The following is a 252-nucleotide window of genomic DNA, read 5'->3' on the forward strand; positions in this document are numbered from 1 at the left end:
TGCCCGTGAGGCTTAACCATACAACACCCAAGGGGTTTTGTGGACTCAATGCAAGAACATTGAATGTGTGCGAACTTTTATTTAAGTCAGCAATCCAGATTATTAAAGTTTTCTAAATTATTAGGAAGCTTTACCAAATTTGCTTGGCGACCATAGCATTGTGGACCCACCTGATCCCATGCCGAACTCAGAAGTGAAACGCAATAGCGCCGATGGTAGTGTGGGGTCTCCCCATGTGAGAGTAGGACATCG

1 rRNA gene is annotated in these 252 nt (G+C 44.8%); it reads left to right on the plus strand.

The features are described from left to right. Positions 1-142: 142 nt before the first annotated feature. Positions 143-252, plus strand: a 5S ribosomal RNA gene (rrf, locus tag AACW90_RS23150); the annotation flags it as partial.

This window comes from Vibrio frigidus (assembly GCF_042465995.1).
GTDB lineage: Bacteria > Pseudomonadota > Gammaproteobacteria > Enterobacterales > Vibrionaceae > Vibrio.